Source organism: Paraburkholderia sp. SIMBA_054, from assembly GCF_046534875.1.
Lineage (GTDB): Bacteria > Pseudomonadota > Gammaproteobacteria > Burkholderiales > Burkholderiaceae > Paraburkholderia > Paraburkholderia hospita.
On the sequence record NZ_JAWRXV010000015.1, the window covers coordinates 1 to 25,926 of the forward strand.

The 25,926-nt window shown below is 62.8% G+C and carries 16 protein-coding genes; 9 read left to right on the forward strand and 7 right to left on the reverse strand.

Annotation, left to right across the window (positions count from 1 at the left end; genetic code table 11):
- Nucleotides 1-707: 707 nt before the first annotated feature.
- Nucleotides 708-2,375: a methyl-accepting chemotaxis protein gene (locus tag SB822_RS19375; protein ID WP_079499951.1), complete on the reverse strand. Its 1,668-nt coding sequence runs from the start codon at nucleotides 2,373-2,375 to the stop codon at nucleotides 708-710.
- Nucleotides 2,376-2,834: 459 nt separating this feature from the next.
- Between SB822_RS19375 and SB822_RS19380 the strand changes: the two genes are divergently transcribed.
- Nucleotides 2,835-4,085 carry an MFS transporter gene (locus SB822_RS19380; RefSeq protein ID WP_090839140.1) on the forward strand — a complete coding sequence of 417 codons (1,251 nt, stop codon included), beginning with the start codon at nucleotides 2,835-2,837 and terminating at the stop codon, nucleotides 4,083-4,085.
- A 938-nt stretch (nucleotides 4,086-5,023) separates the two neighbouring features.
- On the forward strand, nucleotides 5,024-6,931 hold the full coding sequence (locus SB822_RS19385; protein WP_090839143.1) for a propionate--CoA ligase: 1,908 nt from the start codon (nucleotides 5,024-5,026) through the stop codon (nucleotides 6,929-6,931).
- Between the two features lie 24 nt (nucleotides 6,932-6,955).
- Here the strand turns inward: SB822_RS19385 and SB822_RS19390 are convergent, their stop codons facing one another.
- Nucleotides 6,956-7,744 (reverse strand): 5'-methylthioadenosine/adenosylhomocysteine nucleosidase, encoded by a 789-nt coding sequence (locus SB822_RS19390; protein WP_090839145.1) that lies wholly within the window; start codon nucleotides 7,742-7,744, stop codon nucleotides 6,956-6,958.
- On the reverse strand, nucleotides 7,741-10,107 hold the full coding sequence (locus tag SB822_RS19395) for a UvrD-helicase domain-containing protein (protein WP_090839147.1): 2,367 nt from the start codon (nucleotides 10,105-10,107) through the stop codon (nucleotides 7,741-7,743). Before SB822_RS19395 ends, SB822_RS19390 begins: the two co-directional genes overlap by 4 nt.
- 214 nt (nucleotides 10,108-10,321) lie before the next feature.
- Between SB822_RS19395 and SB822_RS19400 the strand changes: the two genes are divergently transcribed.
- Nucleotides 10,322-13,195, forward strand: a complete 2,874-nt coding sequence (locus SB822_RS19400) for a valine--tRNA ligase (protein ID WP_090839149.1) — start codon at nucleotides 10,322-10,324, stop codon at nucleotides 13,193-13,195.
- A gap of 70 nt (nucleotides 13,196-13,265) precedes the next feature.
- Nucleotides 13,266-14,147: a UTP--glucose-1-phosphate uridylyltransferase GalU gene (gene galU / locus SB822_RS19405; protein ID WP_007576550.1), complete on the forward strand. Its 882-nt coding sequence runs from the start codon at nucleotides 13,266-13,268 to the stop codon at nucleotides 14,145-14,147.
- An 816-nt stretch (nucleotides 14,148-14,963) separates the two neighbouring features.
- Here galU and SB822_RS19410 read toward each other — a convergent pair.
- The 4 genes from SB822_RS19410 to SB822_RS19425 all read right to left on the reverse strand — a co-directional run bounded on the left by SB822_RS19410 (nucleotide 14,964) and on the right by SB822_RS19425 (nucleotide 18,234).
- Nucleotides 14,964-15,194 (reverse strand): sulfurtransferase TusA family protein, encoded by a 231-nt coding sequence (locus SB822_RS19410; RefSeq protein ID WP_035537843.1) that lies wholly within the window; start codon nucleotides 15,192-15,194, stop codon nucleotides 14,964-14,966.
- Between the two features lie 127 nt (nucleotides 15,195-15,321).
- Complete coding sequence (locus tag SB822_RS19415; RefSeq protein WP_090835728.1) at nucleotides 15,322-16,341, reverse strand: Gfo/Idh/MocA family oxidoreductase; 1,020 nt, start codon at nucleotides 16,339-16,341, stop codon at nucleotides 15,322-15,324.
- Complete coding sequence (gene iolG, locus SB822_RS19420) at nucleotides 16,341-17,360, reverse strand: inositol 2-dehydrogenase (RefSeq protein WP_090835729.1); 1,020 nt, start codon at nucleotides 17,358-17,360, stop codon at nucleotides 16,341-16,343. Before iolG ends, SB822_RS19415 begins: the two co-directional genes overlap by 1 nt.
- A complete protein-coding gene (locus tag SB822_RS19425; RefSeq protein WP_007750044.1) occupies nucleotides 17,353-18,234 on the reverse strand; it encodes a MurR/RpiR family transcriptional regulator in 882 nt (293 codons plus the stop codon). Before SB822_RS19425 ends, iolG begins: the two co-directional genes overlap by 8 nt.
- A gap of 281 nt (nucleotides 18,235-18,515) precedes the next feature.
- Here SB822_RS19425 and SB822_RS19430 point away from each other — a divergent pair, with 281 nt between their 5' ends.
- The 5 genes from SB822_RS19430 (at nucleotide 18,516) to iolD (ending at nucleotide 25,922) form a co-directional block, all read left to right on the forward strand.
- On the forward strand, nucleotides 18,516-19,571 hold the full coding sequence (locus tag SB822_RS19430; protein ID WP_090835730.1) for a sugar ABC transporter substrate-binding protein: 1,056 nt from the start codon (nucleotides 18,516-18,518) through the stop codon (nucleotides 19,569-19,571).
- A gap of 300 nt (nucleotides 19,572-19,871) precedes the next feature.
- The gene (locus tag SB822_RS19435) at nucleotides 19,872-21,053 is read left to right on the forward strand and encodes an ABC transporter permease (RefSeq protein ID WP_007750020.1); all 1,182 of its coding nucleotides are present in this window, start codon (nucleotides 19,872-19,874) and stop codon (nucleotides 21,051-21,053) included.
- A 13-nt stretch (nucleotides 21,054-21,066) separates the two neighbouring features.
- A complete protein-coding gene (locus SB822_RS19440) occupies nucleotides 21,067-21,870 on the forward strand; it encodes an ATP-binding cassette domain-containing protein (RefSeq protein ID WP_090835802.1) in 804 nt (267 codons plus the stop codon).
- Nucleotides 21,871-21,966: 96 nt separating this feature from the next.
- The gene (locus tag SB822_RS19445; protein ID WP_090835731.1) at nucleotides 21,967-23,979 is read left to right on the forward strand and encodes a bifunctional 5-dehydro-2-deoxygluconokinase/5-dehydro-2-deoxyphosphogluconate aldolase; all 2,013 of its coding nucleotides are present in this window, start codon (nucleotides 21,967-21,969) and stop codon (nucleotides 23,977-23,979) included.
- The gene (gene iolD / locus SB822_RS19450; protein ID WP_090835732.1) at nucleotides 23,976-25,922 is read left to right on the forward strand and encodes a 3D-(3,5/4)-trihydroxycyclohexane-1,2-dione acylhydrolase (decyclizing); all 1,947 of its coding nucleotides are present in this window, start codon (nucleotides 23,976-23,978) and stop codon (nucleotides 25,920-25,922) included. Before SB822_RS19445 ends, iolD begins: the two co-directional genes overlap by 4 nt.
- Nucleotides 25,923-25,926: the final 4 nt, after the last annotated feature.

The window sequence follows — 25,926 nt, forward strand, 5'->3', positions numbered from 1 at the left end:
CGGGGCGGCACCTACTTTTCTTTGCCGCCGCAAAGAAAAGTAGGCAAAAGAAAGCGGCTCACACCGCTAATTCTTCTTCCTGCCTGAGGGCCCCCAACGGCCCCGTCCTTCACGCGGTAACGCATCTGTTCACGTGCGTTGCCAACGCTCTCTCTGTACGCCTCACCCGCTTCATGCACCCGCGTCGCAGCACGCCGTGCCAGATAGTCCACCGCCGCCCAGGTGGCAAACTGTGTGTAGGCTTTCGCGCCATTCGCGCCTCACTCCGGACTGGGAAGCAAGGCTGGTGTTTCTGGTAAGAACACTAACCTGTGCGGTGCGACAACCTACACACAGTTTGCCACCTGGGCGGCAGAAACGATTCGCTGCCGCCAGCCCTTGTGCGGATGTCTGAAGCGGGTGACGCGCTTATTCAAAGCGTTAGCAACGGGCATGAAATGAGACGTCGCCGTGTGAAGCGTGGGACCGGTTGGGGGCCCTCAGGCAGGAACAAGGATTGGCGGTGTTGGCCGCTTTCTTTTGCCTACTTTTCTTTGCGGCGGCAAAGAAAAGTAGGTGCCGCCCCGCACAGGGGCGACGCGTGAAGCACGAAAACATAACGCGGATGCCAGCGAAAGAACAAACCAAACTGCCCACGCAGCAAAGGCCCCCAACCCGGATACCACCCGCAACGTCAAAAACCAAAGCGTCGCAGACAAACCACCCCTTCACCGCAGCGAAAATTTCGCCACAGCCACCTTCAGCGCTTGCGCCTGATCATCCAACGCCCGCGCAGCGGCAGTAGCCTGCTCGACGAGTGCAGCATTCTGCTGAGTCCCAGCATCCATCTGCGACACCGCGAGGTTGATCTCCTCAATCCCAGAACTCTGCTCGGCGGAAGCCGCGGAAATCTCCCCCATGATATCCGTCACACGCTTCACGGCCTTGACGACTTCGTCCATCGTCTGCCCGGCGTCCTGCGCGAGTTGAGACCCGTTGCTCGCCCGCTCGACGGACGCGCTGATCAGCGTCTTGATCTCCTTGGCGGCCGCCGCGCTGCGCTGCGCAAGGTTGCGCACCTCACCCGCCACCACCGAGAACCCACGCCCTTCCTCGCCCGCACGCGCCGCCTCGACGGCGGCATTCAACGCGAGAATGTTCGTCTGGAACGCAATCCCTTCGATCACGCCGATGATGTCGCCGATGCTCTTCGCGCTGTCGTTGATCTGGCCCATCGTCGTGACCACGCGGCCAACCACGTCGCCGCCCTTCTCCGCAATCGACGACGCATTGTCGGCAAGCGTGCGCGCCTGCTTCGCGTTGTCCGCGTTCTGACGCACCGTCGACGTCAACTCCTCCATGCTGCTCGCCGTCCGTTCGAGCGCCATCGCCTGCTGCTCGGTGCGCTGCGACAGGTCGAGATTGCCCATCGAAATCTGCCCCGACGCGGCCGCGATCGCCTCGGCGCTCGCCGCGATATGCGAGACCGTCGATGACAGACCATTCTGCATATCACGCAGCGCGGACAGCATGCTGCCGTTGTCGCGCTTGCCGAGCGCGATGTCGTTCGACAGATCGCCCGCTGCGATACGGCTCGCGATCTCCTTCGCGTACACCGGCTCGCCGCCCAGTTGCCGCGCGAGACGCCGCACGACCCACTCGCTGATGACGAACGCGAGCACGATCAGCGCGATCGTCATCACGGCCATCATCACGAACGACGATTGATAGATAAACGACGACGCGTCGATCGTCGCCTTCGCGGCCGTGCCGCGCTGCGCGACCAGCTCATCGACGAGCTTCTCGAGCTTGCCCGTCTCGACGAGCAGCGACACGTCCGTCGTGCCGACCTGCCAGTTCATCTGCGACAGGTCGAGCGGCTGCGCCTTCACGAGCGTGACGAAATCGCGCATATGCCCGCTCCACACGCCGATCGCGGCAGCGAACTTCTTCTGCTGCGCAGTGGCGGCGGCGGAATCGGCGTATTGCTGGAGCGTATTGAGTTCGGCCGACAAACCCGTCAGCCCTTTGTCGATATCGGCGCCGAGCTCATCGCGTTCTTTCGCGGTCGTCGCCGTCAGCAGCATCTTCTGGGCGCGGCTCGAACGCAGCAGGTAGCCACGCGCCTCCTCCGCAGCCCGGCTCGCGATATGGCCCTGCTCGTAGATCGAGCGCATCTGCCCGTTCAGGCGGCTGATCTGCGCGAGCGAAAACACGCCGATCGCCAGCGTGCCCGCCAGCAGCACAGCGAAGGCGAACCGCAAGGTCGTCTTCACCGACCAGCCGCGCATCCTGCCGCCCGCCGTCCGCTTGCCTGAACGCGCCCGTGCTCCCACCGCTTCACCATCCGGCACGAAACCCGCGTCCGTCTGGCCACCCAGCGAAACTGCTTTCATATTTCTCGTCCCCGCTTGTCGTGCTGCCGAAAAGGTCAGTTCCGGCATTGCTGCTTTTCTCTCCGGGTTGACGGCATCGCCGGCGGCGTTCTTGAGGCCGTCCGTCCGGCAATTTTCCCGGTCCTGCGCGCGCCGCCTCGTGGGCAGCACGCCGCGTCGGATTTATACATTGGCCAAAATTCGTTGGGCGCGTTTCCCACGTTTTGCGCTGTGAGTTTTACTCTAATTCGCCCGGACGGCGCGCCATACCGGTGCCGCCGACTGTGTCCGCCGCACAAAAAGCAGGCACGAAAGCTCGTTTGACGCGCCAACAGATGTCCGAATCACGACAAAACTTGTCCGGACAATTGATGGGAGACACACTACACTTCATCAAACGCTAAAAACATCTGCTGTCGCCGACGGCCTTGCCGCAACTGCCGGCGTCTGCTTCCGAGCCACCCTCTCCTGACCGACCACATGGAATCCAGCCTCGACAAAGGCGCCCTGGCTGGCGCCGCCGCTTCAGCTTCTGCTCCTGCCGCCTCCCGGCCGCAAGCGAAGACCGTCTATTCGATCCTTGGCGCAATCAGCTTCTCGCATCTGATGAACGACATGATCCAGTCGTTGATCCTTGCGATCTATCCGATGCTGAAGGCGAATTTCTCGCTGTCGTTCGGGCAGATCGGCCTGATCACGCTGACGTATCAGATCACGGCCTCGCTGCTGCAGCCGCTGATCGGCATTTATACGGACAAGCATCCGAAGCCGTACTCGCTGCCGGTCGGCATGGGCTTTACGCTGTCGGGCCTGCTGCTGATGTCGGTGGCGCCGAGCTTCGGCGTGCTGCTGATCGCCGCGGCGCTGGTTGGCTGCGGATCGTCGGTATTTCACCCTGAGTCGTCGCGCGTGGCGCGCATGGCGTCGGGCGGCAAGCATGGTCTCGCGCAGTCGCTGTTCCAGGTGGGCGGCAACGCCGGCTCGTCGCTCGGGCCGCTGCTCGCGGCGCTGATCGTGATTCCGCATGGCCAGCGCAGCATTGCGTGGTTTTCGGCGGCGGCGCTCGTCGGGATTCTCGTGCTCACGTATATCAGCCGCTGGTACAAGCATCATCCCGCGACGAAAAAGGCGCGCGCCGGGCAGGTTGCGCATACGGCGCTGCCGCGTGGCAAGGTGGCGTTCGCGATGAGCATTCTCGTGCTGCTGGTGTTCTCGAAGTACTTCTATCTGACCAGCATCAATAGCTACTTCACGTTCTATCTGATCGACAAGTTCCATCTACCCGTGCAGGCCGCGCAGGTGCATCTGTTCGTGTTCCTTGCGGCTGTCGCGGCGGGGACCGTGATCGGTGGACCGGTTGGCGACCGGATTGGCCGTAAGTATGTGATCTGGGTGTCGATTCTTGGTGTTGCGCCGTTCACGTTGCTGCTGCCGTATGCGAATCTGTTCTGGACGGGGGTGCTGACCGTCATTATCGGTATCGTGCTGGCGTCGGCGTTTTCGGCGATTCTCGTTTATGCGCAGGAGCTCATTCCTGGTAAGGTCGGGATGGTTGCCGGGTTGTTCTTTGGATTTGCCTTTGGGCTTGGCGGTATCGGCGCAGCCGTGCTGGGTCAACTGGCTGACGCGACTAGCATCGCCTATGTGTACAAGGTTTGCTCGTTCTTGCCGTTGCTCGGGATTTTGACTGTGTTTTTGCCGGATGTTGAAGGGAAGTCAGTCAAAGCTTGACCTGCCTTTGCGCTGGCATCCGCGCTTTGCCTTCGTGCTTTAGGCGTCGCCGTTCGGTATGTTTGCCGTTGCGCTGGCATCCGCGCTTTGCCTTCGTGCTTCATGCGTCGCCCCTGTGCGGGGCGGCACCTACTTTTCTTTGCCGCCGCAAAGAAAAGTAGGCAAAAGAAAGCGGCTAACACCGCCAACATTTCTTCCTGCCTGAGGGGCCCCAACCGGTCCCTTACTTCTCGCGGCAACTTCTCGATTCAAGTTCGTTGCCAGCGCTCTTGCAGTGCGCCTCACCCGCTTCACGCTCCCGCGTTTCAGCATGCCTTGCCAGATAGTCCACCGCCGCCCAGGTGGCAAACTGTGTGTCGGCCGTAGTACCACACACGCCTCACTTCGAACCGATAGTACACGCGTCCCACCCTGTAAGAGCGCCAAGCTATACGACGCGACAACCTACACACAGTTTGCCACCTGGGCTGCAGAAACCATTCGCTGCCGCTAGCACGTGTGCGGGTGTTTGAAGTGGGTGAGGCGTTCATTCGAAGCGTTGGCAACGAGCACCGACCAGGGCACTGTCATGTGAAGCGTGGGGACGTTGGGGGCCCGTGGATAAGAACACGGGCTGGCGGTGTTAGCCGCTTTCTTTTGCCTACTTTTCTTTGCGGCGGCAAAGAAAAGTAGGTGCCGCCCCGCACAGGGGCAACGCGTGAAGCACGAAGGCATAACGCGGATGCCAGCTCAAAGGCCCACACAACCGAAACCGCCTGCGCAGCAAACACCGCAACCCGGATGCCAGCGCAAGCCAAAGCGAACCACCCTGCGTCGCAGACAAAACCAAAACCAAACCGAACCCCTGGTCTACCCGCGTTGCCGGCAACACCCCCCTGCACTATCCTGTGCAAACCCGCGCGCCAGCGAAAAGCCATAGCCTGGAGGGGCCACGCCCAATGACCACTTACCGCGAGTTCCACCGCCGCTCAATCGAATCCCCCGAAGAATTCTGGCGCGAAGAGGCCAACCGCATCCACTGGCAAACCCCATTCGACACCGTCCTCGACCGCTCAAACCCGCCTTTCGCACGCTGGTTCGTCGGCGGCAAAACGAACCTGTGCCACAACGCGGTGGACCGGCATCTCGCGCAACGCGCACAACAGAACGCACTCATCTACGTATCGACGGAAACGGGCATCGAGCGCCGCTACACCTATGCCGATCTGCACGCCGAAGTGAACCGGATGGCGGCCGTGATGCGCTCGCTCGGCGTCAAGCGCAGCGACCGCGTGCTCATCTATCTCCCGATGATCCCCGAAGCCGTGTTCGCGATGCTCGCATGCGCGCGCCTGGGCGCGATCCATTCGGTCGTATTCGGCGGCTTCGCCGCGCCAAATCTGGCCGCCCGTATCGACGACGCAAAACCCGCGCTGATCGTCACAGCCGACGCCGGCGCGCGCGCAGGCAAGGTGATCGACTACACGCCGCTCGTCGATGAAGCGCTATCGCGCGCGACGCACAAGACGCCCAAGGTGCTGCTGATCGACCGGCAACTGGCCCCCGAGCGCCTGAACGCCCCGTATCTCGTCGCCTACGAGCCCCTACGCGAGCAATTCTTCGACGCGCACGTGCAATGCGAATGGCTCGAATCGACGGAACCTTCGTACGTGCTCTACACGTCCGGCACGACGGGCAAGCCGAAAGGCGTGCAGCGCGATGTCGGCGGCTATGCGGTCGCGCTCGCGGCATCGATGGAATACATCTTCCAGGGCAAGGCGGGTGACACGATGTTCACCGCGTCCGACGTCGGCTGGGTGGTCGGCCACAGCTACATCGTCTACGCGCCGCTGATCGCGGGCCTCACGACCGTCATGTACGAAGGCACCCCCATCCGTCCCGATGGCGGCATCTGGTGGCGGCTCGTCGAGCAGTACAAAATCAATCTGATGTTCACCGCGCCGACCGCGATCCGCGTGCTGAAGAAACAAGACCCGGCGCTTCTGAAACAGGCCGATCTGTCGAGCCTGCGTACGCTCTTCCTCGCGGGCGAACCGCTCGACGCGCCGACGGCGTCGTGGATCACCGATGCGCTCGGCAAACCCGTCGTCGACAACTTCTGGCAGACGGAAACCGGCTGGCCGATTCTCGCGATCCAGCGCGGCGTCGAAGCGCTGCCGCAAAAGCTCGGCTCACCGGGCGTGCCCTGCTACGGCTACGACCTGACGCTGCGCAACGAGCACACGGGTGAGCCGTGCGCGCCCGGCGAAAAAGGCGTCATCACGCTCGGCTATCCGTTGCCGCCCGGCTGCATGTCGACCGTCTGGGGCGACGACAAACGCTTCGTCAAAACGTATTGGGAAAGCGTGCCGAACCAGCAGCTCTATTCGACATTCGACTGGGGCATTCAGGATGAAGACGGCTACGTGACGATCCTCGGCCGCACCGACGACGTGATCAACGTCGCGGGCCATCGCCTCGGCACGCGCGAAATCGAAGAGGCGCTGTCGGCGCACAAGGCCGTCGCGGAAGTCGCCGTGGTCGGCGTGACGGATCAGGTGAAAGGACAGGCAGCCGTGGCGTTCGTCGTCGTGCGCGACGCCGGCGCGTACGAGTCCGATGAAGCCCGTGTGAAACTCTCCGCCGAACTGTGCGCGACCGTGGATCGCCAACTCGGCGCGATCGCGCGGCCCGCGCATGTCGTGCTGGTGTCGATGCTGCCGAAGACGCGCTCCGGCAAACTGTTGCGCCGCGCGATCGCGGCACTCGCCGAAGGCCGCGACCCCGGCGATCTGCCGACTATTGAAGACCCGTCGGCATTGCAGCAGATCCGCGATGCCGTCGCAGCCGCGTTCAGCGCGAAGTAAGTCTCGTGAAAAACGGCGCGCGTCTCAACCGCGCGCCGACAAAAACCGCCTGAGAATCCCGCTCGAATACGTGCCCGCCAGCTCCGTCAGAAACGTGACGAACGACGCGGGCGCATGCGCGTCCGCCGTATCGGAAATGGTCCGCACGATCGCGCAAGGCACGCTGTACTCGTAGCAGACTTGCGCGATCGCCGCGCCTTCCATCTCGACCGCGAGCGCATCGGGCAATGCGGCACGCAGCAGATCGACGGACGTCGCGCTGGCGACGAACTGGTCGCCGCTGATGATCAGGCCGCTGTGCACCGTCGGCACCGCCTCCGTCAGAAAGCGCTGCGACAGCGCCGCGCCCTCTTCTTCGACGAAGCGATCGCACGCGTTGACCAACGCGGCCGTCAACGGCGCGTCGGCGGCAAAGCGCGAGATGCCGAGCAGCGGCACTTCGAAGCGCGGAAAAAGCGGCGACGCATCCAGATCGTGCTGCATCAACGTTTCGGCCACGACGATATCGCCGATTCGCACCGTCGGCCCGACACCGCCCGCAACGCCCGTGAACACCACCGCCTCGACATCGAACGCGTGTATCAGCGCGCTCACGGTCGCCGCCGCCGCGACCTTGCCGACGCGCCCCAGCGTCACGACGCACGGCGCGCCGTGCACCGTGCCGATGTGATAGTCGCGCTTGCCGTGCGTGATCGTTTCAACTGCACCCTCTGCGCGCATCGCCGCGACGAGATCGCCGAGTTCCTCGGGCAGCGCCGCCATCACGCCGAGTGGACGGCGCGGAATCGTCGCTTCGGACGGGAGCGCGCTCATTCGACCGCCTGCAGTTTCGCGACGGCCAGCGCGAGCCATTTCTCGCCGTGGCGCTTGAACTTCACCTGCGCTTTGGCATCGGCGCCGCCGCCTTCGAGTGCGGTGACCGTGCCTTCGCCGAACTTCGTGTGGAATACCTGCTGGCCGACGCGGAAACCCGTGTCCGCCGCGCGCTGCTCGTTCGCAAACGCGGGCAAAGGCGCGCTCGCCACCGTCGACGCGCCGCCGCCATAACCCTGCTGACGGTCCGGCCGCGAGAACCAGTCGCGGCCCCAGCCCGCGTTATCGGAACGGCCGCCCCAGCGCGCGCCCGCTTCGACTTTCGGCGTGAGCCACTTGAGCGTTTCCTGCGGCAATTCGTCGAAGAAGCGCGAGCGGATGTTGTAGCGCGTCTGGCCGTGCAGCATCCGGCTCTGCGCGAACGACAGGTACAGCCGCTCCTTCGCACGCGTGATCGCGACATACATCAGGCGGCGCTCTTCTTCGAGGCCGTCCGTTTCCATCGCGCTATTCTCGTGCGGGAACAGCCCTTCTTCGAGGCCGGTGATGAACACCGCCGTGAATTCGAGACCCTTCGCCGCGTGCACCGTCATCAGTTGCACGGCCTCCTGGCCGGCTTGCGCCTGGTTGTCACCCGCTTCGAGCGACGCATGCGACAGGAAGCCCGCGAGCGGCGTCATCGTGTCGGGGTTTTGCGCGGGATCGGCGGGATTCTCGGCGTCGAGCACGTCGACGCCAGAATCGTCGGTCGCGACGACGAGTTCGGGCGCCGCCGTCGCGCCCGGGCGCAGCGGAATCGAGCGTGCGGGCGTGTCGAGGCCGTAGCCTTCTTCACTGACGAAAGCCGTCGCCGCGTTCACCAGTTCTTGCAAGTTCTCGAGCCGGTCCTGACCTTCACGCTCGTTCTGATAGAACTCGGACAGGCCGCTTGCGCGCACCACGTATTCGACCGTTTCAGGCAGACTCATCTGCGCCGTTTCCGCGCGCATCTTCGCGATCAGGTTCGCGAACCCGCCGAGGCTCGTGCCCGCCTTGCCCGTCACGTACGGAATCGCCACCGCCATCGACGTGTTGTACGAACGCGCCGCGTCCGCCAGTTGTTCGATCGAGCGTGCGCCGATGCCGCGCGTCGGGAAATTGACGACGCGCGCGAATGCCGTGTCGTCGTTCGGATTGTCGATCAGGCGCAGATACGCGAGCGCGTGCTTCACTTCCTGGCGCTCGAAGAACCGCAAACCGCCATACACGCGATACGGAATGCCCGCATTCACGAGCGTATGTTCGATCGTCCGCGACTGCGCGTTGCTCCGGTACAGCACGGCGACCTCGCTGCGCGACGCGCCCGTGCTGATCAGCGCGCGAATCTCTTCGACGATCCAGCCCGCTTCCTGCGAATCCGTCGCTGCCTCGTAGACGCGCACCGGCTCGCCGTGGCCCGCGTCGGTGCGCAGGTTCTTGCCCAGGCGCCGCGAATTGTTCGCGATCAGATGATTCGCGGCATCGAGAATATGGCCGTGCGAGCGATAGTTCTGCTCCAGCTTGATCAGATTCCGAACCTTGAACTCCTGCTCGAAGTCGCGCATGTTGCCGACGTTCGCGCCGCGAAACGCGTAGATGGACTGGTCGTCGTCGCCGACCGCGAAGATCGCGTTGTGCTCGCCCGCCAGCAGCTTGAGCCACGCGTATTGCAGCTTGTTCGTGTCCTGGAACTCGTCGACCAGAATATGACGGAAGCGCGCCTGGTAATGCGCGCGCAGCGGCGGGTTGTACGACAGCAGTTCGTAGCAGCGCAACAGCAGTTCCGGAAAATCGACGACGCCTTCGCGCTGGCATTGCTGGTCGTACGCTTCATACAGTTCGACGAACTTGCGGTTGAAGTTGTCGGACGCGTCGACGTCTTTCGCCCGCAGCCCCTGCTCCTTCGCGTTGTTGATGAAGTACTGCAGGTTCTTCGCCGGATATTTCTCGTCGTCGATATTCAGGCCCTTCATCAGGCGCTTGATCGCGGAAAGCTGGTCCGCCGTATCGAGAATCTGGAACGTCTGCGGCAGACCGGCGTCGCGGAAATGCGCGCGCAGCATCCGGTTGCACAGGCCGTGGAACGTGCCGATCCACATGCCGCGCGTGTCGATGGGAAGCAGCGCCGACAGGCGCGACATCATTTCGCGCGCGGCCTTGTTCGTGAAGGTGACGCCGAGAATGGTCGGCGGAGATGCGAGACCCTGCTGGATCAGCCACGCGATCCGCGTGATCAGCACGCGCGTCTTGCCGCTGCCTGCGCCCGCCAGAATGAGCGCCGGTTCGTTCGGCAGCGTGACGGCGGCGTGTTGTTCGGGGTTCAGGTTCGCGAGCAGTTCGGGCATGGATGACGAGAAGAGACTACGGTTGCGGCGGGTGGTCCGTCATTATAAGACCGCGGGACAGCGCTGCCCGTCGCGTGATTTCCGCCCCCGATTCCATAGCCGCTCGCGCCCGTGATGCACAGGCGCGCAGGCAAGCGCGGCCCGCCGCTGCCGCATCCCTTTATAATTCAAGGTTTCAGGCATCTTTCCACGCATTTTCCGGCAGATTTTGACGATGACGACAAGCGACAGCACGCTGGCCAAGAGTTTCGAGCCGCAGACGATCGAGTCCCAATGGGGCCCCGAATGGGAAAAACGCGGCTACGCCGCTCCGACCATGGAGCCGGGCCGCAAGAATTTCTCGATCCAGTTGCCGCCGCCCAACGTCACGGGCACGCTGCACATGGGCCACGCGTTCAACCAGACGATCATGGACGGCCTCACGCGCTACCACCGGATGCTCGGCGAAAACACGCTGTGGGTGCCCGGCACGGACCACGCGGGCATCGCGACGCAGATCGTCGTCGAGCGTCAGCTGGACGCGCAGGGCGTGTCGCGCCATGACCTCGGCCGCGAAAAGTTCGTCGAGCGCGTGTGGGAATGGAAGCAGCAGTCCGGTTCGACGATCACGGGCCAGGTGCGCCGTCTGGGCGCGTCGATCGACTGGTCGCGCGAATACTTCACGATGGACGACAAGATGTCGGCCGCCGTGCGCGACGTGTTCGTGCGCCTGTATGAACAGGGCCTGATCTACCGTGGCAAGCGCCTCGTCAACTGGGACCCGGTGCTGCTCACAGCCGTGTCCGATCTCGAAGTGGTCAGCGAGGAAGAAAACGGCCACCTGTGGCACATCCAGTACCCGCTCGCGGACGGCTCGGGCCATCTGACGGTGGCCACGACGCGCCCTGAAACCATGCTCGGCGACGTCGCCGCGATGGTTCACCCGGAAGACGAGCGCTACGCGCATCTGATCGGCAAGACCGTCAAGCTGCCGCTCACGGACCGCGAAATCCCCATCATCGCCGACGACTACGTGGACCGCGAATTCGGCACGGGCGTCGTGAAGGTCACGCCCGCGCACGATTTCAACGACTATCAGGTCGGCCAGCGCCACAAGCTGCCGCAGATCGAAATCCTCACGCTCGACGCGAAGATCAACGACAACGCGCCCGAAAAGTATCGCGGTCTGGACCGCTTCGAAGCGCGCAAGCAGGTGGTCGCGGATCTGGAAGCGCTCGGGCTGCTCGAATCCGTCAAGCCGCACAAGCTCATGGTGCCGCGCGGCGACCGCACGAACGTCGTCATCGAACCGATGCTCACGGACCAATGGTTCGTCGCCATGACCAAGCCCGCGCCGGAAGGCACCTTCAATCCGGGCAAGTCGATCACGGAAACATCGCTCGATGTGGTGCGCAACGGCCAGATCAAGTTCGTGCCGGAAAACTGGACGACCACTTATTACCAGTGGCTCGAAAACATCCAGGACTGGTGCATCTCGCGTCAATTGTGGTGGGGCCACCAGATTCCCGCGTGGTACGGCGATAACGGCGAAATCTTCGTCGCGAAGACGGAAGAGGAAGCCCGCGCCAAGGCAGACGCTGAAGGCTACAAAGGCTCGCTCAAGCGCGACGAAGACGTGCTCGACACGTGGTTCTCGTCGGCGCTCGTGCCGTTCTCGTCGCTCGGCTGGCCTGCAGAGACGCCCGAACTGAAGGCGTTCCTGCCGTCGTCGGTGCTGGTGACGGGCTTCGACATCATCTTCTTCTGGGTCGCGCGCATGGTCATGATGACCACGCACTTCACCGGCAAGGTGCCGTTCGACACCGTCTACGTGCACGGTCTGGTGCGCGATGCCGAAGGCCAGAAGATGTCGAAGAGCAAGGGCAATACGCTCGACCCGATCGATATCGTCGACGGCATCGACCTCGATGCGCTCGTCGCAAAGCGCACCACGGGCCTGATGAATCCGAAGCAGGCGGCGTCGATCGAAAAGAAGACGCGCAAGGAGTTCCCCGACGGCATTCCCGCGTTCGGCACGGATGCGTTGCGCTTCACGATGGCGTCGATGGCGACGCTCGGCCGCAACGTCAACTTCGACCTCGCGCGCTGCGAAGGCTATCGCAACTTCTGCAACAAGCTGTGGAACGCGACGCGCTTCGTGCTGATGAACTGCGAAGGCCACGACTGCGGCTTCTCGAAGCCGGGCGCGTGCCAACCGGGCGATTGCGGCCCCGGCGGCTACACGGACTTCTCGCAGGCCGATCGCTGGATCGTGTCGCTGCTTCAGCGCGTCGAAGCCGACGTCGAAAAGGCATTTGCCGACTATCGTTTCGACAATGTGGCAAACGCCCTATACAAGTTCGTGTGGGACGAATACTGTGACTGGTATCTCGAACTGGCGAAGGTGCAGATCCAGACGGGCACGCCCGAGCAGCAGCGCGCCACGCGCCGCACGCTGTTGCGTGTGCTCGAAACGGTGCTGCGTCTCGCGCACCCGGTGATTCCTTTCATTACGGAAGCGTTGTGGCAAAAGGTGGCGCCGCTCGCGGCGAAGTACCCGGAAGGCAAGGCAGAAGGCGAGGCGTCGATCATGACGCAGCCCTACCCGATCGCCGAGCCGGGCAAGATCGACGAATCGGCCGAACAATGGGCCGCCGATCTGAAAGCCGTGATCGACGCGTGCCGGAACCTGCGCGGCGAGATGAACCTGTCGCCGGCGACGAAGGTGCCGCTGCTGGTGACGGGCAACGCGGAGCGCCTGGCGTCGTTCGCGCCTTACGCGCAGGCGTTGGCGCGTTTGTCCGAAGTGCAGATCATCGCCGACGAAGCGACGCTGGATGCGCAAGCACATGGCGCGCCGATTGCTATCGTAGGAACGGACAAGCTTGTGCTGAAGGTGGAAATCGACGTTGCCGCAGAGCGCGAGCGCCTGTCAAAAGAGATTGCGAGACTGAGCGCAGAAGTTTCGAAATGTAACGCCAAGCTGCAGAACGAGAGTTTTGTTGCAAAAGCACCGCCGGCGGTCGTTGAGCAGGAGCAGAAAAGGCTGGCAGAATACCAGACCACGATTGGCAAGCTGACGGCACAACTGTCGCGTTTGCCTGCCTGATTGACGCTGCATGCGCGCCGAGCCACCGGCGCCGGCGCGCATCCCAAACCAGAGGACGCAGGGTACACACATGCTAAAAGTTACAAAGGCGGTCTTTCCGGTCGCGGGTCTCGGCACCCGCTTCCTCCCTGCCACCAAGGCCAGCCCGAAGGAGATGCTGCCTATCGTCGACAAGCCGCTGATCCAGTACGCGGTCGAGGAAGCGATGGCGGCCGGCATCACCGAGATGATCTTCGTGACGGGTCGCAGCAAGCGGGCGATCGAGGACCATTTCGACAAGTCCTACGAAATCGAGGCGGAACTGGAAGCGCGCGGCAAGGCGAAGCTGCTGGAGCTGGTGCGCAGCATCAAGCCGAGCCATGTGGACTGTTTCTATGTGCGTCAGCCGGAGGCGCTCGGTCTGGGCCACGCTGTGCTGTGCGCTGAGAAGCTGGTGGGCGACAATCCGTTCGCCGTGATCCTCGCGGATGATTTGCTGTATGGCAAACCGCCCGTGATGCAGCAGATGATCGAGGTGTTCGATCACTATCACAGCTCGGTGATCGGGGTTGAAGAGATTCCGGCGTCGGAGACGAGTTCGTATGGGATCGTCGATGGCAAGGAGTGGGAAGACGCCATCATCAAGATGTCAGGCATCGTGGAGAAGCCGGCGCCTGAGGTTGCGCCTTCTAACCTTGGCGTGGTTGGGCGCTATGTGTTGAAGCCCCGCATTTTCGATCATATTCGCGCGTTGAAGCCGGGCGCCGGCGGCGAATTGCAGCTGACGGATGCGATTCAGTCGTTGCTCGCTGATGAGCAGGTGCTCGCTTATAAGTACCACGGGACGCGGTTTGATTGCGGTAGCAAGTTGGGGTACCTGAAGGCTACTGTTGAGTTTGCGCTTCGGCATCCGGAAGTGGCTGCGGATTTTGAGGAGTATTTGCGGACTCGGTCGCCGGTGTTGGAAGGTTGAGGTTTTTGTCTGCGACGGCTGGTTGGTTTGCTTGTTCTTGAGCTGGCATCCGCGTTATGACTCTGCGCTGGCATCCGCGCATTGCCTTCGTGCTTCAAGCGTCGCCCCTGTGCGGGGCGGCACCTACTTTTCTTTGCCGCCGCAAAGAAAAGTAGGCAAAAGAAAGCGGCTCACACCGCCAACATTTCTTCCTGCCTGAGGGACCCCAACCGGTCCCTTACTTCACGCGGCAACTTCTCGATTCAAGTTCGTTGCCAGCGCTCTTCCAGTACGCCTCACCCGCTTCACGCTCCCGCGTTTCAGCATGCCTTGACAGATAGTCCACCGCCACCCAGGTGGCAAACTGTGTGTCTGCCCAAGTGCTCCACACGCCTCACTTCGGACCGATAGCGCACGCGCCCCCCCCCCCGTAAGAGCGCCAAGTTATACGACGCGACAACCTACACACAGTTAGCCACCTAGGCTGCAGAAACCATTCGCTGCCGCTAGCACGTGTGCGGGTGTTTGAAGTGGGTGAGGCGCTCATTCAGCGCGTTGGCAACGAGCACCGACCAGGGCACTGTCACGTGAAGCGTGGGGACGTTGGGGGCCCGTGGATAAGAACACGGGCTGGCGGTGTTAGCCGCTTTCTTTTGCCTACTTTTCTTTGCGGCGGCAAAGAAAAGTAGGTGCCGCCCCGCACAGGGGCAACGCTTGAAGCACGAAGGCATAACGCGGATGCCAGCGCAAAGGCCAATACACCACACGGCAACGCCTGAAGCAGAGCGACAAATCGCGGATGCCAGCAAAAAACCAAACGCGCCGCAGGCAAAAACTTCACCGTCTCCGCATTAAAAACACAAAAACCTTATCCGACGTAGTCGTCACCTCAACAATCTCATTCCCAGTCTGCTTAGAAAACGCAGCAAAATCCCGCTGCGAGCCGGGATCCGTCGCCAGCACTTTGAGAATCTGACCACTTTCCATATCAGCCAGCGCCTTCTTGGCGCGCAGAATGGGCAGCGGACAGTTCAGACCGCGCGCATCCACTTCCTTATGAATCTGAATTTCCATCGACGTTGCCCTTCGTGAGCCGGCGCTCGTGCTGGATTTACGGCGCTCATGCAGAAGGGTCAAATTCTAACGCAAGCGCTCAACCCACGCCCAAGCCGCAACAGCCCGGGCGTGCGTGCCGCTACAGATCAACAGAACGTCCACTCGCCAGCGACTCACGCAACGCGTACCCAACGCGAGTCGCCTCCATCGCGTCCGCCAACGTCGCCCCGCTCTGCTTGCCTTGCCGCACAGCCGCGACGAACGCCTGCGCCTCGCACAAAAACGCATCCTCGAAACGGTCGAAGAAGGTCGGCGTGCACTCGTTGCGAATCCCGCTCGCGTCAGCGATTTCGACACGGTTCGCGCGCGGATTGCGCCCAACATACAGCGCGCCCGCCGTGCCGATCACCTCGCTGCCCGTATCGTTGCCGTGCGCCAGCGTGCGCGACGCGTAAAACATCGCCATGCGCCCGCCTTCGAACTCGCAGATCGCGACGCCATTGTCGACGTCGCCGAATTCACGCAGCCCTTCGTGCAACGCGATCACGCCGCTCGCATAGACGCGCGTCGCCTTCGGCATGCCGAGCAGCCATCGCGCGACGTCGATGTCATGCACCGTGCAGTCAAGAAATATCCCGCCCGACGTCGGCGCAAAGCGCACGAAAAAACCTTCGGGATCGTTCTGGTCGCAAGTCTGCGAGCGCACCATGAACGGCCGGCCAATCGCGCCCGCCTCGATTTTCTCGAACGCGCTGCGATAGCTCGGATCGAAACGGCGCATGAAGCCAATGGTCGCCTGCAACTGGGGATGACGCTGCGCCTCCGCGATCACCCGCTCGCACTCGGCCAGATCGAGCGACAGCGGCTTCTCGCAGAACACATGCTTGCCCGCGCGCAACGCATCGATGATCTGCTGCGCGTGCAACGCGGACGGCGTCACGAGCCACACCGCATCCACGTCGCGGTCTTCGTGCAGCGCGTGATAGTCGTCGTAAAGACGCGGCGCCGGCAACGTGGCGCGCGCCCACGCGCGTTCCTCTTCGACGGGACTGCACGCGGCCACCAGCGCCGCGCCCGACACGCGATACGCGAGATTCTCCGCATGCCGCTTGCCGAGCCGCCCCAGCCCAACCACGCCTATCCGCAGCGGGCCGCTCATTACAGTGCCTCGTTGAGCTTGACGGCACGCCCTTCGCGCCACGAACGCGTCGCCGCTTCGGCGAGTTCGAGCGCCTTCAGGCCGTCGGCGACCGTCGTGCGCACCGGCTTGCCTTGCGTGACAGCCTCGAAGAAATGCGCGATTTCGAGCGCATACGCGGCACGATAGCGTTCGAGAAAGAAATGCTCGGGCACGTCGCTCGATACAGCCGTCTTCGAATATGCAGTGACTTCCGTCGGACGCACATTGCCCGCCTGCAGCATGCCCTCGCTGCCGAGCAGTTCGAAGCGCTGGTCGTAGCCATACGCAGCGCGCCGCGACGTGTTGATCTGGCACAGACGCCCGCGCTTCGTGCGGATCGTCACTGCCGTGCAATCGATATCGCCCGCATCGGCGATCGCGGGATCGGTCAGGCAACTGCCCGTCGCGTGCAGCGTGTCCGCTTCGTCATCGAGAATCCAGCGGAAAATGTCGAAGTCGTGAATCAGCATGTCCTTGAAGATGCCGCCCGAGTGCTTGATGTACTCGACAGGCGGCGCGCCCGGATCGCGGCTCGTCACGACGAGCATTTCCGGCGTGCCGATCTCGCCCGCGTCGATGCGCGCCTTCAGCGCGGCGAAGGTCGGATCGAAGCGTCGCTGAAAGCCGATCATGCAGACGATGCCCGCTTTCGCGACCGCATCGGCGCACGCGCGCGCACGTTCCAGCGTCAGATCGACAGGCTTCTCGCAGAACACATGCTTCTTCTGCGCCGCCGATTGCAGGATCAGATCGGCGTGCGTGTCGGTGCTCGAACAGATCACGGTCGCGCCCACCGACGCATCGCCCATCGCGCCGTCGATATCCGCAACCTGCGCGCCGTATTGCGCCGCGAGCGCAGCCGCTGCATCGCGGTTCACATCGACCACGTACTTGAGCCGGACGCCCGGCTGCCGCGCAAGATTGGACGCATGGATCTTGCCGATGCGCCCTGCGCCGAACACCGCTACGTCGATTGTCTTGCCTGCCACATCAGTCATCGTATCCTCCAGTGTCTGTCGACTCTTCTACGTTCAATTCCAGCTTGTACGCGAGCGCGATGAACAGCGCCTGGCACAGGCAGATCGTGCTGGTCAGCGAGCGGAATGCAAACGCGCTGCCCTCTTTCACATACAACTGCGTGCTCGCATAGCGCGCGAGCGGCGACAGCTGACTATCCGTAATGACGAGCGTCTTTGCCTGATGGTGATGCGCGACGCGCAGGCAATGCTGCGTCTCTTTACCGTAAGGCGCGAAGCTGATCGCGATCACGACGTCGCCCTTCTTCACGCTGCGAATCTGCTCGCGATACATCCCGCCGAAACCCGACACGAGATGCACGCGCTTGGGCGTGTGCTGCAACGCGTAGACGATGTAGCTCGCCACGGGGAACGAGCGCCGCACGCCGATCACATAGATGTTGTCGGCGTGCTGCAGCATCTTCACGGCGGCGTCGAACTGCGCGTCGTCGAGCGAGCCTTCCAGTTCGTCGAGACCATCGCGGCATGCCGCCACGAATTCGCGCGCGACGCTGCCGCCCGACAGCCGCCCCGGCTTCTCGTCGATCAGCTTGCGAATGCGCTGCTGATAACTCTGCGACGACGCGCCTTGCGTCGTGTAAGCCTGGCGGAACACGGCCTGAAGGTCGGAAAAACCCGAAAAGCCGAAACGCTGCGCGAAGCGCACCACAGCCGACGGATGCACGCCGCAACTCGTCGCAATGTCGCTGGTGCGATCCACCATCACGCTCGATCGATGCTGCTCCAGATACGTCGCCACGCTCTTCAACTGACGCGGCAACGATTCGTAGTTTTCCGCGATGCGCTGCATCAATTCTTCGACGCTCGGCAACTCTTCTGTGCTGTCTTCCGCCATGGTCTTTACCTCTGTGCTTCTGGGTGCTTTTTTGCAGTGCAAAATCCCGTCCCGTAAGGCTGACAGGGAATGACAATGCACTGTCCCGACGTTGCGGAGTATAGGCACAACCGAAAGCAAATGGAATGGATTTTCCATTTTTCTTTGACATGAAATTTTCATTGCAAGTCTCGAAAAGTTGGCCTAATCTTGGTCCTGAGCGATGACGCAACACCGAGCCGGCATCACCTCGCAAAGCGTCATACGCTCCCCTCAAATACGAACAGACAAAGGTGGAGACAATGAGACTTTGCAATGGCAAGGCTTCGTTCAAAGTTCTGGCAGCAGCATTAACCCTGGCCGCAGGCATCGGTGCCATGACGGCGGCATCGACGGCACAAGCAGCAGACGCGAAGTTCGTGCTCATCAGCCACGCGCCGGATTCGGACTCGTGGTGGAACACGATCAAGAATGCGATCAAGCAGGCCGACGAGGATTTCAACGTCGCAACCGACTACCGCAACCCGCCGAACGGCGATCTCGCCGACATGTCACGCCTGATCGAACAGGCCGCGGCGCGCAACTACGACGGCGTGATCGTCACCATTGCCGACTTCGACGTGCTGAAGAGCTCGCTCGGCAAGGTCACGGGCAAGAAGATTCCCCTCGTCACGATCAACTCCGGTACGGAAGAACAGAGCGCGCAGCTCGGCGCGATCATGCATATCGGCCAGCCCGAATACGTGGCAGGCAAGGCGGCAGGCGAAAAGGCCAAGGCCGCGGGCGTGAAGTCGTTCCTGTGCGTGAACCACTTCGCAACCAACGCCGTTTCGTTCGAACGCTGCCGCGGCTTTGCCGACGCGCTCGGCGTGAACTACAAGACCTCGACGATCGATTCGGGCCAGGACCCGACGGAAATCCAGTCGAAGGTGAGCGCCTACCTGCGCAACCATCCGAACACGGGCGCGGTTCTGACACTCGGCCCGACGCCCGCCGCGGCCACCATCAAGGCGGTGCAGCAGATGGGCCTCGCGGGCAAGATCTACTTCGCCACGTTCGACTTCTCGGATGACATCGCGAAGGGCATCCAGGACGGCACGATCAATTTCGCAATCGATCAGCAGCCGTATCTGCAAGGCTACATCGCCGTCGCCGTGCTGGCGATCGTGAAGAAGGATCACACGACCGATCCGACGAAGATCCGGCAAATCCTGCAAGCGAATCCGAAGTTCAAGGAACGCCTGCAGACCTACGGCCTCGAGCCGTCGTATGGGCCGAAGAACATCCGTTCCGGTCCGGGCTTCATCACGAAGGCGAATATCGACAAGGTCATCAAGTACGCGGGCCAGTACCGCTAAGGGCCTTTCCTCTAGCCAGTCATACGCGGTACCGGGCGCGCCAGCACAGCGCGACCCCGGCGGCCCTTTGCCGCCATCGTCGGGCGACCCGACCGCGTCGTTTAACGGCTTTCTGCGCCTCTCGCCACTCATCCGAGTGAAACGCACAGCAAAGCCATGGGACCCGAGTAAGCGCTGAAGCGCCAACTCGGGCTGACTCGCCAAGGGAACAGAGTAAGCGCTAAAGCGCTAACTCTGTTCGACCTGGCATGGGACCCGAGTAAGCGCTGAAGCGCCAACTCGGGTCGACAAGGAGACATCATGGGCGTAGCCGGCAAACACTATCCAACGCATGGTCACGACGCACCGGGCAGCGATGCGCCGGGCGCCGATGCGCAATCCGCTGCACCGGCATTGCCCGGCGACGAGCGCGTCCGCAAGGAATCGTTCTTCGGGCATCTGCTGAACCGGCCGGAATTTGCCGCGATCTCCGGCACCGTGCTCGTGTTCCTCGTGTTCGCCCTGTCGGCCGGCAACTCGGGGATGTTCAATCTCGACGGCGTGATGAACTGGTCGCAGGTCTCCGCCTATCTCGGCATTCTCGCCGTCGGCGCGTGCCTGTTGATGATCGCGGGCGAGTTCGATCTGTCGATCGGTTCGATGATCGGCTTCGCGGGCATGATGGTCGCCATTCCATCCGTCTACTTCCACTGGCCGATCTGGGCCGCGATCATCTTCGCGTTCGCCGGATCGATGGCGCTCGGCGCACTGAACGGCTATCTGGTGATGCGCACGCGCCTGCCGTCGTTCATCGTGACGCTCGCGTTCCTGTTCATCCTGCGCGGCCTGACGCTCGCGCTGTCGATCATGGTCGCGGACCGCACCATCATCTCCGGCGTCGGCGATCTCGCGCAGTCCGACGCCATCACCAACTTCCTGTTCCATGGCGTAGCGTTCCATGGACTCTTCACGAGCCTCGCGCATATGGGCGTCGGCTCGCTGCTCGAAAACGGCCAGCCGCTCGTGCCGGGCATTCCGAAAGTGGTGCTGTGGTGGTTCGCGCTTGCGGCAGTCGGTGCGTTCGTCCTCGCGAAGACGCGTTATGGCAACTGGGTGCTGGCTGTCGGCGGCGATGCGAACGCTGCGAAGAACGTCGGTGTGCCGGTGCGCCGCGTGAAGATTTCCCTGTTCGTGCTGACCGCGTTCTGCTCGTGCCTGTTCGCCGTGCTGCAAGTGTGCGACATCGGTTCCGCTGCTGCCGACCGTGGCCTGCAAAAGGAATTCGAGGCGATCATCGCCGCGGTGATCGGCGGCACGCTGCTGACGGGCGGCTATGGATCGGTGGTGGGCGCGTGCTTCGGCGCGCTGATCTTCGGCGTCGTGCAGATCGGCATCACCTATACGAATGTCAGTTCGGACTGGTTCCGCGTGTTCCTCGGCGTCATGCTGCTGATCGCGGTGCTGTTCAACCACTATGTGCGCCGTCGCGTTGCGCAATCGTAATCGGGAGACGACCATGTCCGACACTCTCAAGCAAGACGACTTCATCCTGTCGCTCGAAAACGTCAGCAAGTTTTTCGGCAAGGTAATCGCGCTATCAGGCGTCACGCTGCGCCTGCGGCGCGGCGAAGTGCACTGCCTGCTGGGCGACAACGGCGCGGGGAAATCGACGCTCATCAAGACGCTCGCGGGCGTGCATCAGCCCTCGGCCGGCGACTACCTCGTGGACGGCAAGAAAGTGCTGTTCGAATCGCCGAGCGATGCGCTCGATATGGGCATCGCGACCGTGTATCAGGATCTCGCGCTGGTGCCGCTGCTTTCTGTCGCGCGCAACTTCTTCATGGGACGCGAGCCGCAGAAAAAGCTCTTCGGCCTCGTCAACGTGATGGACCTGGAAACGAGCGCGAGCATCGCCCGCGAGAAGCTCGCCGAAATGGGCATCAACGTGCGCGACCCGCATCAACCGATCGGCACGATGTCGGGCGGCGAACGGCAGTGTCTCGCGATTGCGCGTGCGATTCACTTCGGCGCCCGCGTGCTGATTCTCGACGAACCGACGGCCGCGCTCGGCGTGAAGCAGAGCTTCAACGTGCTGAAGCTGATTCACAAGGCGCGCGCGAAGGGTATCTCGGTGATCTTCATCACGCACAACGTGCATCACGCGTATCCGATCGGCGATTCGTTCACGCTGCTCAACCGCGGCAAGTCGATGGGTACGTACACAAAAGAAACCATTACGAAGGACGAAGTGCTCGACATGATGGCGGGCGGCGCCGAAATGCAGAAGATGATCGGCGAACTCGAAGGCGCGACGATTTAAGCAACTGTCGACCAGAGTTGGCGCTTTAGCGCCTTACTCTGGGTCCCATGCAAAGCCTTCGCACTCATCTGCTGCCAGCACACTCAGGACACACTCATGGCTCTTACCAGTAAGCCCACGACTCAGAACGCGAGCCGCTTCGCGGCGGGCCGCAGCCGCGACATCATCTGTCTAGGCCGGCTTGCCGTCGATCTGTACGCGCAGCAAGTCGGCTCCCGCCTCGAAGACGTCGCGAGCTTCGCGAAGTATCTGGGCGGCTCGTCGGCGAACATCGCATTCGGCTGCGCGCGGCTCGGCCTGAACGCATCGATGCTCGCACGCGTCGGCAACGACCACATGGGCCGCTTCCTCACTGAGACGCTAACGAAGGAAGGCTGCGACGTCAGCCACGTACGTGTCGATCAGGAACGGCTCACCGCACTCGTATTGCTCGGCCTGAAAGACCGCGACACGTTCCCGCTGATTTTCTATCGCGAGAACTGCGCGGACATGGCCGTCGACGAAGCGGATTTCGACGAGGCCTACATTGCGTCGTCGAAAGCGCTGCTGATTACGGGCACGCACTTCTCGACGGAACAGGTGAACCGCACCAGCCGCCGCGCGCTCGAATACGCGCGCAACAACGACGTGCGCACGGTGCTCGACATCGACTATCGCCCCGTACTGTGGGGACTCACAGGCAAGGCCGATGGCGAAACGCGCTTCGTTGCGAACGAAAGCGTCAGCGCGCACATTCAAGGCATCCTGCCCCTCTTCGATCTCGTGATCGGCACCGAAGAAGAGTTCCGGATCGCGGGCGGCAAGGACTCGCTGATCGAATGCCTCAGGGAAGTACGCAAGGTGACGCCCGCGACGCTCGTCGTGAAGCGCGGGCCGCTCGGCTGCCAGATCATCGACGGCGACGTGCCCGCTTCGATCGACGATGCGCCAATTCAAGGCGGCGTCGAAGTCGAAGTGCTGAACGTGCTTGGCGCGGGCGATGCGTTCGCTTCCGGCTTCCTGTCGGGCTGGCTGCGCGATGAGCCGCTCGACGCCTGCGCACGCGCCGCGAATGCGAGCGGTGCGCTGGTCGTATCGCGCCACGGCTGCGCGCCCGCCATGCCGACACCCGCCGAATTGGACTACTTCCTGAGCGAAGCGAAAGCCGACCCGGCACGCATGCGCCGACCCGATCGTGACGCGACGCTTGCGCGTCTGCATCGCGTGACGCCCGCGCGCAAGACCTATGACGAAGTGCTCGGCTTCGCCTTCGATCACCGCAACCAGTTCTTCGAACTCGCGCAGCAGACAGGCGCGGACCTGTCGCGCATTTCGAAGCTGAAGAGTTTGTTCGTCGAAGCCGTCGCGCAAACGGAACAGGCACTCGGCCTGCAAGGCAAGACGGCGGTGCTGATCGACGATCGCTACGGCCAGGACGCGCTCAACGCAGCGACGGGCCGCAACTGGTGGATCGGCCGACCCGTCGAATTGCCGGGTTCCGTGCCGCTCGTCTTCGATCACGGACGCTCGATCGGCACGACGCTCGCCAGCTGGCCGCGCGAGCATGTGGTGAAGTGCCTCGTGCAGTTTCATCCCGACGAGCCGATCGAACAGCGCATCGAACAGGAAGCGCAGTTGCGCGCGCTCTACGATGCCGTGCAGGAGTCGGGCCACGAACTGCTGCTCGAGGTGATTCCGCCGAAGAGCTTGCCCGGCGGACCGGACATTGTGCATCGCGCGTTGAAGCGCATCTACAACATCGGCATCTATCCGGAGTGGTGGAAGCTCGAACCGATGGATGCGTCGCAGTGGCAAGCCGTCGATGCGCTGATCGAGGAACGCGATCCGTACTGCCGCGGCGTCGTGCTGCTCGGCTTGTCGGCGCCTGTCGAGCAGATGATCGAAGGCTTCCGCGCGGCCGCGCAATCGAAGACCTGCAAGGGCTTCACGGTTGGCCGCACGATTCATTACGAGGCGAGCCAGGCATGGCTCGCAGGACAGATCGACGACGACGAAGTGATCGCCCGCGTGCGCCGCACGTTCGAAACGCTGATCCGCTCGTGGCGCGAAAGCCGTGGCACAGCGCATGCGGCGGGTTCGCATACCATCCGTCAGGAGCAGGCAGCATGAATCAACGTGCGTTGCATCACGATGTGACGACCTCGCCTGAAACGGCCGCGCAGGTATCGGCTGACGGCACGATCCGTCTGACGGCCGCGCAGGCTGTGGTCCGCTATCTCGCCGCGCAACGCGTCGAGACGGAAGACGGCACGGGCACCGAGCCGCTGTTCGGCGGCGTGTTCGCGATCTTCGGGCATGGCAACGTCGCGGGCCTCGGCGAGGCGCTCTATCAGTATCGACATGAACTGCCGACTTATCGCGCGCACAACGAACAGGCGATGGCGCACAGCGCGATCGCCTTCGCGAAAGCGCACTTCCGACGGCGGATGATGGCCGTCACGACCTCGATCGGTCCGGGCGCGACGAACCTCGTCACGGCGGCGGCGCTTGCGCATGTGAACCGCTTGCCCGTGTTGCTGCTGCCCGGCGACGTTTTCGTGTCGCGCGCGCCGGACCCGGTGTTGCAGCAGGTCGAAGACTTCCACGACGGCGGCATTTCCGCCAATGATGCGTTCAAGCCCGTGTCGCGCTACTTCGATCGCATCGTGCATCCCGCGCAGTTGCTCAACGCCTTGCCGCGCGCGATTCGCGTGCTGACGGATGCCGCGCTGTGCGGACCCGTTACGCTGGCGATGCCGCAAGACGTACAGGCCACCGCGTACGACTACCCCGCCGATTTCTTCGCGCCGCGTGTGGTGAAGTTGCATGCGCCCGCGCCCATTGAGCATGAACTCGATGAAGCGCTAGCGATTCTGCGCAACGCGAAGCAACCGATGATCGTCGCCGGCGGCGGCGTGCTCTATGGCCACGCAACGGATGCATTGAAAGCGTTCGCAACGCGCTACGGCATTCCTGTTGCGGAAACGCAGGCGGGCAAGAGCGCGCTCGCGTGGGACGACCCGTTGAATCTCGGCTCGCTCGGCGTAACGGGATCGCCCGGCGCAAACGAGATCGCGCACGACGCCGATTGCGTGCTCGCTGTCGGCACGCGTCTGCAGGACTTCACGACGGGCTCGAACACGCTCTTCACGCACGCGAAGGTGATCGGCATCAACGCGAATGCATTCGACGCCATCAAGCATCGCGGCTGTATCGTGCAGGCCGATTCGCGGCTTGCGCTCGAAGCTTTGTCGTCGCGACTGGAAAGCTGGCAAGCGGATGCGGCATGGACATCACACGCGAAGCAGCGTGCGAACGAATGGCGCGACATCGTGCAGAAGCTCACGCATGCGCCACAAGGTGTGGAAGGCAAAAGCGTCCTCCCCTACGACGCCGACGTGATCGGCGCGGTGCAGCGCTCGAGCGAACACTCGACGACGGACGACATCGTCGTCTGCGCAGCGGGCACGCTGCCCGCCGAACTGCACAAGCTGTGGCGCGCCGGACGTCCGGGCGCGTACCACGTCGAATACGGCTATTCGTGCATGGGCTACGAGATCGCTGGGGGTCTTGGCGCAAAGCTCGCGTGTCCCGAGCGCGAAGTGATCGTGATGGTCGGCGACGGCAGCTATCTGATGATGAACAGCGAGATCGCTACATCTGTGATGCTGGGCGCGAAGCTGATCGTCGTCGTGCTCGACAATCGCGGCTATGGCTGCATCAACCGCTTGCAGCAGGCCTGCGGCGGCGCGCCGTTCAACAACATGTTCGACGACTGCGTGCAAGGCGCGCCTGGCGCACCGAACATCGACTTCGCCGCGCACGCGCGCGCGATGGGTGCGCAAGCGGAGCACGTTGCGAACGTGCAGGAACTCGAAGCGGCGATGCAGCGCGCTCGCGCCGCGGACCGCACGTACGTGATTTCCATCGACACCGACGCCGCGCGCACCACGGACGAAGGCGGCTGGTGGTGGGAAGTCGCCGTGCCGGAAGTGTCGCAGCGCGAAGGCGTCCGCAAGGCACGCGCCGATTACGAAGCGCATATCAGCGCGCGTGGCAAAGACAATGAGTGAGGAA